Annotated in this window: 12 protein-coding genes; 6 read left to right on the top strand and 6 right to left on the bottom strand. The window is 54.8% G+C overall.

All coding sequences use genetic code 11. From position 1 onward, the window contains the following. Nucleotides 1-247 precede the first annotated feature (247 nt). The 4 genes from ABSG47_RS18445 to ABSG47_RS18460 all read right to left on the bottom strand — a co-directional run bounded on the left by ABSG47_RS18445 (nucleotide 248) and on the right by ABSG47_RS18460 (nucleotide 2,515). On the bottom strand, nucleotides 248-658 hold the full coding sequence (locus ABSG47_RS18445) for a transposase (RefSeq protein WP_424171248.1): 411 nt from the start codon (nucleotides 656-658) through the stop codon (nucleotides 248-250). A 139-nt stretch (nucleotides 659-797) separates the two neighbouring features. Then, nucleotides 798-1,379, bottom strand: a complete 582-nt coding sequence (locus tag ABSG47_RS18450) for a carboxymuconolactone decarboxylase family protein (RefSeq protein WP_424171250.1) — start codon at nucleotides 1,377-1,379, stop codon at nucleotides 798-800. Between the two features lie 310 nt (nucleotides 1,380-1,689). Then, nucleotides 1,690-2,184: an SRPBCC family protein gene (locus ABSG47_RS18455; RefSeq protein ID WP_424171252.1), complete on the bottom strand. Its 495-nt coding sequence runs from the start codon at nucleotides 2,182-2,184 to the stop codon at nucleotides 1,690-1,692. Continuing rightward, nucleotides 2,177-2,515: an ArsR/SmtB family transcription factor gene (locus ABSG47_RS18460; RefSeq protein WP_424171254.1), complete on the bottom strand. Its 339-nt coding sequence runs from the start codon at nucleotides 2,513-2,515 to the stop codon at nucleotides 2,177-2,179. The genes ABSG47_RS18455 and ABSG47_RS18460 overlap by 8 nt, the downstream gene beginning before the upstream one ends. A gap of 354 nt (nucleotides 2,516-2,869) precedes the next feature. On the opposite strand from ABSG47_RS18460, the gene ABSG47_RS18465 reads away from it, so the two are divergent. The 6 genes from ABSG47_RS18465 (at nucleotide 2,870) to ABSG47_RS18490 (ending at nucleotide 7,978) form a co-directional block, all read left to right on the top strand. Further along, nucleotides 2,870-2,998 (top strand): hypothetical protein, encoded by a 129-nt coding sequence (locus ABSG47_RS18465; protein WP_424171256.1) that lies wholly within the window; start codon nucleotides 2,870-2,872, stop codon nucleotides 2,996-2,998. A gap of 59 nt (nucleotides 2,999-3,057) precedes the next feature. Then, nucleotides 3,058-3,786, top strand: a complete 729-nt coding sequence (locus ABSG47_RS18470; RefSeq protein ID WP_424171258.1) for a Crp/Fnr family transcriptional regulator — start codon at nucleotides 3,058-3,060, stop codon at nucleotides 3,784-3,786. A gap of 367 nt (nucleotides 3,787-4,153) precedes the next feature. Continuing rightward, nucleotides 4,154-4,621, top strand: a complete 468-nt coding sequence (locus ABSG47_RS18475) for a hypothetical protein (RefSeq protein WP_424171260.1) — start codon at nucleotides 4,154-4,156, stop codon at nucleotides 4,619-4,621. A 159-nt stretch (nucleotides 4,622-4,780) separates the two neighbouring features. Continuing rightward, complete coding sequence (locus ABSG47_RS18480; protein WP_424171262.1) at nucleotides 4,781-5,221, top strand: hypothetical protein; 441 nt, start codon at nucleotides 4,781-4,783, stop codon at nucleotides 5,219-5,221. Continuing rightward, on the top strand, nucleotides 5,218-6,732 hold the full coding sequence (locus tag ABSG47_RS18485; protein ID WP_424171264.1) for a DUF7125 family protein: 1,515 nt from the start codon (nucleotides 5,218-5,220) through the stop codon (nucleotides 6,730-6,732). The genes ABSG47_RS18480 and ABSG47_RS18485 overlap by 4 nt, the downstream gene beginning before the upstream one ends. Further along, nucleotides 6,722-7,978 carry a two-component system sensor histidine kinase NtrB gene (locus tag ABSG47_RS18490; protein ID WP_424171266.1) on the top strand — a complete coding sequence of 419 codons (1,257 nt, stop codon included), beginning with the start codon at nucleotides 6,722-6,724 and terminating at the stop codon, nucleotides 7,976-7,978. Before ABSG47_RS18485 ends, ABSG47_RS18490 begins: the two co-directional genes overlap by 11 nt. Before the next feature lie 479 nt (nucleotides 7,979-8,457). On the opposite strand, the gene ABSG47_RS18495 is transcribed toward ABSG47_RS18490, so the two are convergent. Together ABSG47_RS18495 and ABSG47_RS18500 are read right to left on the bottom strand one after the other, a co-directional pair. Next, nucleotides 8,458-8,538, bottom strand: coding sequence for a DUF3309 family protein (locus ABSG47_RS18495; protein WP_424171270.1), 81 nt, complete (start codon nucleotides 8,536-8,538; stop codon nucleotides 8,458-8,460). Nucleotides 8,539-8,998: 460 nt separating this feature from the next. Next, nucleotides 8,999-10,216, bottom strand: a 1,218-nt coding sequence (locus ABSG47_RS18500; RefSeq protein WP_424171268.1) for an NAD(P)/FAD-dependent oxidoreductase, incomplete at its 5' end; no start/stop codon positions are given.

Here is a 10,216-nt window from a genome sequence, read left to right on the forward strand (position 1 = left end):
TGAATGATCGGATCTGCTTCATGCTTTTTCCTCCTGTGAACAGGAGAACCGATGGATGCGGCTCTAGAAAAGACATACAGACTTAGCGGCTTTTGCCTTTGCTGTTGATTTTCAGAGGATCAGGGGCGGCGTTGCGGGCAGGAACGAGGTCGTTACGAAACACAATTGAGGAGATGCGAGAGGAGCGACGAAATGTTCACGCTGATTCCCCGAGACTGTGAATCGTGAACCCTGGAGCGGCACCCTGTCACAGTTGGTGAAGGACCCTTGTCACCTTAGCTGCACCGAGCACGTTTGTGATGCGCTTGAGGTTGTATGCCATTGTCGCGAGAGCAATTTCAGCCTTCGCGCCGGACAATCCACGTAGCAGGAGACGCGGGTGCCCGAATATTCGATACTTGATCGTCGCAAATGGGTGCTCGACGGTGGATCTGAGTGTACCGGAACATCCGTTACACTTTGGACCGGGGACCTCCATTACAAGTCCCTTGTGCTCCAGAGGCCTTGGATTCGGTCTCTCTTGGTCTTGCATCTTGAAATATGCCAGCAGTCGAGGCTGTGGGAATGTGGTAATCCCGCAGGGATTTCCAAAGAGTGTGGGAAGGGTGGAAAGCCGGTTTCTTGGCTTTCCATGCTTTCCATACTCTGTCATTTCCATGGCCTGCTTTGGAAACGCGCGTCGCACAATCAAAATCCCGCAGAAGCCCTTTTGAGTACAGGCACAGTTTGTCCGAACCGGCTCGATGTGCGCATTGGCGATAGTGCGCTCATTGACGACTCGATTCCTGCTGACGGATTTAGCGGTAGCCACGCGCGAGTAGGTATTTAGCGCCGGCTGCGAAAGCCTCCGTCGAAGGTACAGAAAAGCCGAACGAATTAGCCAAGCGCACGATTACATCGAATGAAAAGCAGATTGCCAGGGCATCCTCTATCTGCTCGGCCGAAGCTCCGGCTGCAAGCACGCCTCGCATGTCGTCCGCGTCGATTGAGTGCTCCATGGTCAGTTTGCGAAGCATCAGCATGGTCGCCCGTAATGGTTCGCCTATTCCAGCAAGAGTCGGGTCGCACAGAAGCATTGCGACGTGCTTTTCACCTCTGTATGCAAGATCAGCGACAGCAGAGTGGGCCTTTATGCAGAAATCACACTGATTTGTCTTCGCGACAAATGCAGCCATTAGCTCGCGATCAGCGACGGACCAAGGGGAATATCCGCGCATGGCTTCTTGGGTAATTTCGGACATCGGTTGGCCATAAAAATCTGGACGATACTTTACCAGCTTGATTACGTCGAGGACTGGCTGCCGTGAGACAGCGCGAATCAGAACGAAGAGCGTCTTGGTACCGAAACCATGGCCGCGATCGAGAATTTTAAGCCGCATCTCTAATTCCTCCGCGCCGCTTCGAGAGCCGCTTTCGCAGCGTCGTATTGCCGAGTGGCTTGTCCAATCGCGGCGCATACTACAATCTCGAATATTTGGTCTTCGCTAAACCCCGATTGTCTAGCTTGAATAAGATCGTCATCGCGGACGGCCCTAGCATTCATAGCCACCTTGTCGACGAGCTGACGAAGTGGTTCGGAGAGGTCGCTCTTGCTAAACGCGGACCGACGTTCGAGTGTGGAGGTTTTTCCATCTCCTTCAAGGACCCTTCGCAACAACGCCTTTCGGGCTTTCTCGATATTCGCCATGGTTAAGCTTCCTTCCAAGCCGCAGCTACGCCCGCAAACGCTTCGAGGAGTTTGCCCCAATCGCCCTCGGTATCGTAAATACGACGCATTTCGTCGCGTCGAGCACCATAGCGGTCGAGACGGCGATGTTCAAGTTCTACGCGCGTACGCTTGCTACCGTCCGGGACAAAACGAACCTCGATTTCGGTATTCAGCTCAGGGTCGTACTTCCAGTCAGCATTGATATCCCACGACAGCACAATGCGCGAGGGAGGCTCCCACGCAAGCACGGAACCCCATTGGCAGGTGCTGGAGTCTTCACCGCGCTCAAACCAGCGCCCTCCGACGTGAGGCTCGATGACCGCGTCAACTGCATTCGCAGGGCCAATTTTGTAGTAGGCGAGGGGCCACCACGATCCCATCTTCTCGGTGAATACACGCCAAGCAATCTCTTGATCGGCTTCCACAATGGTCGTTTTCTTGATGCTGTTAGGGTCGCCGACGTTCTGTTCAATCATGTCGATCCTCCGTATTGTCCTGCTCCAGTTCCGCTGCTCGTTTAAACGCCGTTAGGGAGGTATCCCAGAATCCGTCCAACCACTGTTTCAGCGCTTCGATGCCGTTCCGATCAATGCCGTAAAGCCGACGTGATCCCTCAATTTGAACCACCACAAGACCGGCAGATTTTAGTACCTTAAGGTGCTGAGAAACGGCTGGGCGGCTCACATCCATCCCTTCGGCTATCTCGCGCACTGAGCGATTGCCTTTACGTACACGCCTAAAGACAGCGCGACGAGTTGGGTCGCCAAGTGCGTCGAATACCTTTTCAATACGTTGCGATGTTGCCATTTTCTTGATGTGATAACTGCAGCCGGCAGATCAATGCCGTTAGTGCGAGCTTACGGTAAGTTTATACTTACTACACCTGCGACTGTCAAGAATCGCCAGGCGGCATCGGTGCCGGGGCTCTAGGTTAGCGACGCGGCGCACAGAATTTGCTTTTTTAAATAGAGGCTCTCAATCAACGCATTCAGGCCTTATCGCTGGTCGAGCCGAAGGGGCAAAGGTTGTTTGATATAGGTTCGATAACGGTTCTCGATCGCGCCCTGCTTAAAGGAATGCCTGCGCTTGAGTAGGGCACTACCCTTATTCGGAGAGAGTGACCAAAAGTGAACAGACGTCTCGCTTACGAGGTGCAATGATATGAGAGAACACCGCGTAGAGTGTGAAACGGCGCAGTTGGCATTGATCCTCAATAAGATCAGCGATTTCGGGCATTTCCCCTTCGCGGTGATTGGCAGTCCCTACTCGGTCTGGCACTTCCGCCGTTAGCCTGAAGTTGGAAAGGGGTCAATATCGCTGGTGCTTGGACCGGAAAGGAGGGCTTCGGAATGATTCAACACGGCGGTGCGGAATTTGACCCTGCCTCCTACCTGGCAAACGCCGGGCCCGGGCGAAGAATTGTGCATCTAGACGCAAAGCAGAACCTTTTCTCACAGGGAGATCCGGCGGATTCTATCTTTTATTTGCAGAGTGGCCAGGCAAAGATCACGGTCGTATCGCAGGCGGGTAAGGAAGCCACCATCACGATCCTCGCCCCAGGGGATTTTGCAGGAGAAGAGTCACTGACAGCGGCCCATGGGCTGCGATTGGCCACCGCTACAGCCATCACAGCCTGCAACTCACTCAAGATTGATCGCGAGGAGATGATACGCATAATGCACGAGGAGCACGCGTTCTCCGATCTATTCTTGAAATTCCTGCTGGCCCGCAGCATGCGCACCCAGGCCAATCTTGTTGACCAGCTCTTCAACTCCAGCGAAAAGCGTCTGGCGCGCATCCTCCTCCTGATGTCGGAGATCAGCAAGACTGGTGAGCCCGAACAATATCTCCCCAAAATTTCGCAAGAGACTCTGGCGGAGATGATCGGGACGACCCGCTCTCGGGTGAGTTTCTTCATGAACCGTTTCCGCAAGCTTGGCTTTATCGACTACAGCGACCGAATCCAGGTTCACAAATCTCTCCTGAACGTAGTTCTGCACGACCAATTGACGGGAGAAATCACGCAAGAAGCATTCGATTTGGAGTCTCCTCAGAAATTGAAGAAATACGCGGATTAAAAATCCTGCGCGGTTAGATTTAGCAACACAAAAGATGCCGATCTGTATCGATGCGACGTACAGTCATGGACATCACAGTATTACGTCCATGGTTGCTGCGCAATTAAGCCGAAGCAGAGCAATTTGCAGCTAAAGGGAACCGATGCTTACACCAAAAAAGACCCGTGACCTGGCTCGCAGGCTCGTTGCTCGTGAGGCGGATTCGAGCGCTGCCTCACTCCAAACTGAGCCAGCGAGTGTGCGCGTATACGAGAGGTTGCGCCGACAACTCGGCGCACCCGTAGGAACTGAGGGCTTTCAGTCTCTCGCTACTCGTGCTTTGGCGTTGGCCAGGTCGGAGTCACCCCAACTCAATGCCGTGCAGGTCATGGCGAATGGGGGCTTGCGCGGTCTTGGCGAAATTGAGTCTCAGACCAACTCGGGCGAGGATGGCGACGTCGGAATCATTTTGATCGCGCAGCTGCTCGGGCTGTTTCTTACCCTCCTGGGTGAATCGACAACGATGCGCCTGATAGAAGATTTACGCCTGCAGGCTGAAATCGAGACAGAGTCCGTGGCGACCTCAACAGGCACTGCGGACTTGGCGTCTGAAGATCTCGCAATTGCTGCGGCTTTCGAGGACCTTCTTCTGGAAATTGACCAGCTGAGGAAGGTGAGCGCACGTATTGAAAACCTGGCCGACAAACATCCTGGTATGGAGGAAGGACTCTTGAGTACTGCTGGGAGCATTCGCAGCATTGCGACGGTTTTGGACGTTTTCACACTCATCCGAAGCAAGGCCGGCGGTCCGCAAGAAGACGCACCGGACCTACAGACAAATCGCTATATGAACTGAGTGGCAACGAGGCGCGCCATCAAGATCCGATTTTTTAGATTTGGATTTGCAGAACGGCTTAACAGGGTGGTCGTTGGCGAGAGTGTTGCCGCCCTAGTCCTTCCGCGAGGCGTCTAACAGATATCGGAATCTTGCGCTTGGAGCGAAGCGGGATTGAATATGACTACTCTCCCGGAGATGCGAGATTTAACGCAACGGCTTCTCAGTTACGAAGCCTGCGCGGGCAACACCTCCGAGCCAGTGGAGACGACAACGCACCGCGTCTATCAAAAGCTGCGCCTGAGTCTTAGCGAATTAGCCGGATCCGCCGGCTTTCACGCGCTCGCCTCTCGCGCTCTATCGCTGGCGAGATCAGAAGTTCCCAGTCTTAGCGCGGTGCAGGTGGGATCGGATGGAAATCTCGAAGGTATCAGCGCGATTGAGCCTTCGATCAAGGCGGAGCAGGATCGGGTTCATGAGGGCGGAGTCATCCTCATTTCTCGCTTACTCGGACTGCTTTTCATTTTTCTTGGCGAAGCTCTAACGTTAAGCCTGCTGCGCGAGGCGTGGCCTGGTGCTGTCCTTGACGATCGCAATTCGGAGAATGGGAGAAAATCGTGAAGACTGAACAAAGAGTAACGATCAACAAACTACCAACCGGAGTTCCGGGCCTCGACGAAATTGTGGGTGGTGGCTTCCCCGAATACTCATTCAACATCATCGCGGGTGCCCCGGGAAGCGGGAAGACGACCCTGGCGCACCAGTTCGTGTTTGCGAATGCGACGCCGGAGCGACCTGCGCTCTATTTTACGGTCCTGGGTGAGTCCGCCATCAAGATGTTGCGATACCAGCAGCAGTACACATTCTTCGATCCTGCCAAGCTCCCGGATGCGATTCGCTTTATCAATCTCAGCCAGGTTGTCCTCGAGAAGGATCTGGGCGCGGTCTTGGAGGAGATCACAAAAGAAGTTGAAAAAGTCAATCCTGCTGTCGTGGTTGTTGATTCATTCCGCACAATGGTGCGGCAGCCGAAAAGCGAGATGGATCTGCAATCGTTCATTCAGCGCCTGGCCCTGTCTCTTGCCAGTTGGCAAGCGACAACTTTCTTAATCGGTGAGTACGCCGAGGAGGAGTTGCGCGATAATCCCATATTTACAGTCGCTGATGGACTTTTCTGGTTGCGACAGACAACGGAGCGAAACTCAATTGTCCGCAAGCTGCAGATCATAAAACTGCGCGGCCAGGCTTCAGTGCCCGGGTTGCACACTTTCCGCATCACCGAGGCCGGAGTACAAGCCTTCTCGCGCACGTTTGGGTTAACCGCTCGCAAGAGAAATCCGCCCGCCAATCGGCGCCTTTCCTTCGGCGTTCCAGAGTTAGACAAGATGTTGGATGGGGGCGTGCGCGAGGGCGATAGTGTGCTCATAGCCGGGTCTTCGGGAACCGGTAAATCTGTTCTCGCGACCCAATTTATTGCGGAAGGGATACATCACGGAGAACCGGGCATTGTGGCTGTCTTTGAAGAACGTCCGCAGGCGTATGCGGAGCGGGCCAGCAAATTAGGTTTGGATTTGGAAACGCCGCAGAAAAGCGGCAAACTTACCATCCTCTATCTCCGTCCCCTCGATCTGTCAGTGGATGAAACCATGCAGTCGATTCTCGACGCTGTGCAGAAGATCGGTGCCAAGCGCCTAGTGATCGACTCTCTAGCGGGTTTTGAGATGGCTCTTTCGCCCGGGTTCCGCGCCGACTTTCGCGAATCGCTCTATCGGATGATCTTCGCCTTAACGGGCATCGGGGTGACGATTCTTAGCACGGTTGAAGTGGATGAGTCCTTTACCGAATTTCCCTTCAGTACATACTCCATCTCTTTCCTCTGCGATGACATCATCCGGCTCCGGTATGTTTCCATTGACGGTCAACTTCGCAAGGTTATGGTGGTGATCAAGATGCGCGGTGGCAATCACGCCAAAGATATTCGCGAATATGAAATCACGTCGAAGGGCGTGGTTGTTTTGGATCAACGCCTGACAAACTATCAGGGCCTAATCAGCGGACTTCCCGTGCATTCGAACCGGTCCACCCAGGAGGTACAGTCCTCCCTAGATTCGGAAGCCAAGAATGAGACCTAAGGAGTTATCAGAGAACGCGGAGGTCGACGCCAGCCTTCATCTTAACTGGGAGCGCGGTGTGACGAGCAGCGAGCGCTCAATTTTGGATACTTTGCCCCTGCCGACGGCTGCGTTGGCGGGATCTGATCACATTCTGCGCTACGTGAATTCCGCCTTTTGCCGGCTTGCCTGCAAGACTAAAGATGAACTAGTGGGAAAGCCGCTCGTCGAGGTCGTAGGCTGGGAAGGATGCCTTGAATTGCTGAACCACGTGTATAACACGGGAGAAGTCGAAATTCAGAGTGAACCGGAACGAACAGCAGCTCATTTCGCTCGTCGGTCATACACGATGTGGCCTATCCAAGGTGCAGAGGATCACCCAGTTGGCGTCATGATGCAAGTGACGGAGACGACGCAAGCTCATCAGCGAGCAATCGCCGTGAATGAGCAGCTGCTGTTGTCAGGTGTGCGCCAGCATGAACTCAGGGAAACCGCAGAAAGCCTAAACGCGCAATTGCAACTTGAGATCGCCAATCGGGAGAGGATGGAACAGGCTCTGGTGCATAGCGAAAAGCTGGCGGTGACAGCGAGATTCGCCTCAACCATGGCCCATGAGATTAACAATCCTTTAGAAGCAATGACCAATCTGGTATATCTGCTGGCCCCTCTCCAAACAGACACCGAGGCACGAGCTTACATCGCCACGCTAGAAGATCAGTTGCAAGGTTTGCGTCGCATTACTGCACATTCGCTCAAGTTCCACCGCGATGGCAACAAGCCTGCAGAATTCAAATTGGATGCGGTGCTCCGCGAGGTATCGGACTTTTACCGCCCCCAGGCTGAGAGGCAAGGAATTGTCGTTCATCAGCGCCTCGAGACGGACGGAACCATTTTGGCCTTCAGAGGCGAGATTGTTCAGGTTGTTACGAACCTGTTGCTAAATGCGCTTGATGCCACGAGCGCTCATGGACAGGTCATCCTGCACCTCTATCCAGCTCCACGTTGGCTCTGTGAAGTCCATAGAGCATCTCGTGGTTATTGTCTCTCGATTGCTGATTCGGGGAGTGGTATTGCGGCGCAAGATCGAGCGCGAGTTTATCAGCCCTTCTTCACAACAAAAGGGGAACGAGGAACAGGCCTAGGACTATGGGTAAGCGCCGGTATCGTCAACCGTGTTGGTGGTTCAATACGCGTTTGGAGCACGTGCCGGCCGGGTCGCTCTGGCACATGTTTCTCCGTCTTTCTGCCCGCCCAGCATCCAGCATGATCCATTGACAAGTTCAGAGAGGCTTTGCAAGGTACAAACCCATCAAGACGTTGTCACTCGTCATTGACCAGCCGCACATGCATAGCTCCGGGAGATCGCCTGACTCATCCGCTCTGCTATCGTTGCCTGCCAGACGCGCCAAGCGTGAAGCCAGCTGAGAGAATTGAAGTTGAGTGTGGCGCAATTAGAGGGCCAGAAATCATACTCGCGCCGAATGTGTAGCGGGCTTCTCGACAGCTCGTGCGGTCTGGGCGCTGAAGCCATTGCGGACCGACTCCGTTACTTGTGGCCTTTGCATTTCTCTCTTCAAGCTGGAGATAATCTCCCTTGCAATCTCGATTCGGCTTCTCTTTTTCACGAAGCGGCCCTTCTTTGAACGATCAGCGGTGAACTGCTCATTGAGTTCTGAACTGATCGCCCTACAGGCAGCCGACCAAGTAAGATCAAACCAGCGTGTGCGTGTTTATGCGGCATCCTCCTCAGCGACGCCACCGCGAATATCCCCAGCCCCCGCCTCCGAGCAGAAATAGCACCAATATAATAATGAGAATTGTTGACATGTTGTAACCTCTCGCAAGACGAAGCGGACCCGCCCTTGCAACGACTGTCCTACTTCATCCCTGCACATGATCCTAGGAGTGTCACCAGACTGTTGTCTGATCACATTGGATCACCGGTTGCTCCAACCTGCCTCTGATCTCTGCCTTTCGAGCCATCTTACGCGGAGCCATTCATCCTGAATCCCCGTTCCGTTTAGACGGATCATGCCAGTGCGTCCTAGGGAAGACGGTGACAGAACAGAGATTCCGGGGTGATTCAAGACCGGGTCGCGTTTACTGGAGGCCGAGGGAACCTTGCGGAGGCTTGTTCGTTTAGAACATGCCGATGTTGTTCTTTGATTGCTCTCGAAGCAGAATCTTCTCAGAGAAGCGCCGGAGCTCAACACGCTTTCCTTGGGCTTAGTAGCAGTCATGATTGTTCTCTGAATTGAAACCGTTTTTCTTAATTGTGGGTCAAGGGTTAGCCCGATACGCTGAGCGCTTGATGCACTCCCTCCACGGCCATGCCGCCTTCGCCCACGGCAGCAGCGGCGCGCTTCACCGAACCCGAGCGGACGTCGCCCACGGCGAAAATGCCGGGGCGGCTCGTCTCCAGCGGTCCTGGTGGGCGCTTCGCGCCTTTCCACGCCGGGGCATCTGCGACTGCGGCTCCTGTTTTTACGAAGCCCTTTTCATCGCGTTCGATCTCGGGCGGTAGCCAATCAGTGTGCGGCTTGGCGCCGATCATGGAAAAAATGGCGGGCGTCTGCACGGTGCGCCGCTCGTGGGTCTCGATGTTCTCCAGTTCCACGGTTTCCAAGTGCTTGTCGCCCGTCATTTTACGAATCTCAGTGTGACAGAGAATCTCGATGTTCTTCTTCGCCTCTACTCGGAGCGACAGGTAGCTAGACATACTCTTGGATAGATCGGCACCGCGAATCACAAGCAACACCTTCTCCGTGCTCTCGGACAGGAACATTGCCGCTTGTCCGGCGGAGTTGCCGCCGCCGGCCACGATCACCGTCGATTTGCGGCAGAGCTGCCGTTCGATGGCCGTAGCAGCGTAGTAAACGCCTCTGCCCTCGAAGCTCGCGCACCCATCGGCGTCGATGCGATTGTAGTCTGCACCGGTTGCTATGATGACGCACTTCGCTCGTAGTTTGGCGTTGCAGCCTTCTATTTGCAGGACGGCGGCGTGATCACCCTTGCTGAAGGCGAGTGAAAGAGCTTGTGCCGGCGTTGAGAATTTCGCGCCGAAGCGAAAAGCCTGGAGTTGCGCGCGGCTCGTCAACTCGCCCCCGCTGATGCCGGTGGGGAAGCCGAAGAAATTCTCGATGAGCGATGACGACCCCGCCTGGCCGCCTGGCGCGAAGCTCTCCAGCACCACGGTCTGCAATCCTTCGGAGGCGGCATTGACCGCCGCAGAGAGGCCCGCAGGTCCTGCCCCTACGATCGCCAGATCGCACAAAATCTCGCTTTCCCCCTCATCCGCTAGCGGTCGGAGCAGACCCGCCACTTGCGCGACCTCTTGCAAGGAGGGCTTGCACATCGGCACGCCAGTGGTCGTAATCAGCGCGGGCAGGTCGCTGCTCGCGAGTTTCAGGCGTTCGCAAAGCCCGCGCCCGTCCTCGCTTTCAAATTGAATGAGCCGATGCGGGATATGATTTTTGTCGAGGAAATCGTGGATCAGGTGCCCATC

Origin of the sequence: Occallatibacter sp. (genome assembly GCF_049510455.1) — a bacterium.
In the GTDB taxonomy this organism is placed as follows: domain Bacteria; phylum Acidobacteriota; class Terriglobia; order Terriglobales; family Acidobacteriaceae; genus Telmatobacter.

Excerpts from the sequence above, each read along its gene's own strand:
- ABSG47_RS18465 (WP_424171256.1), top strand. The coding sequence starts at position 2,870 with ATGAGAGAACACCGCGTAGAGTGTGAAACGGCGCAGTTGGCATTGATC.
- ABSG47_RS18480 (WP_424171262.1), top strand. The coding sequence starts at position 4,781 with ATGACTACTCTCCCGGAGATGCGAGATTTAACGCAACGGCTTCTCAGT.
- ABSG47_RS18495 (WP_424171270.1), bottom strand. The coding sequence starts at position 8,538 with ATGTCAACAATTCTCATTATTATATTGGTGCTATTTCTGCTCGGAGGC.
- ABSG47_RS18475 (WP_424171260.1), top strand. The coding sequence starts at position 4,154 with ATGGCGAATGGGGGCTTGCGCGGTCTTGGCGAAATTGAGTCTCAGACC.
- ABSG47_RS18455 (WP_424171252.1), bottom strand. The coding sequence starts at position 2,184 with ATGATTGAACAGAACGTCGGCGACCCTAACAGCATCAAGAAAACGACC.
- ABSG47_RS18460 (WP_424171254.1), bottom strand. The coding sequence starts at position 2,515 with ATGGCAACATCGCAACGTATTGAAAAGGTATTCGACGCACTTGGCGAC.
- ABSG47_RS18445 (WP_424171248.1), bottom strand. The coding sequence starts at position 658 with ATGGAAATGACAGAGTATGGAAAGCATGGAAAGCCAAGAAACCGGCTT.
- ABSG47_RS18450 (WP_424171250.1), bottom strand. The coding sequence starts at position 1,379 with ATGCGGCTTAAAATTCTCGATCGCGGCCATGGTTTCGGTACCAAGACG.
- ABSG47_RS18470 (WP_424171258.1), top strand. The coding sequence starts at position 3,058 with ATGATTCAACACGGCGGTGCGGAATTTGACCCTGCCTCCTACCTGGCA.
- ABSG47_RS18490 (WP_424171266.1), top strand. The coding sequence starts at position 6,722 with ATGAGACCTAAGGAGTTATCAGAGAACGCGGAGGTCGACGCCAGCCTT.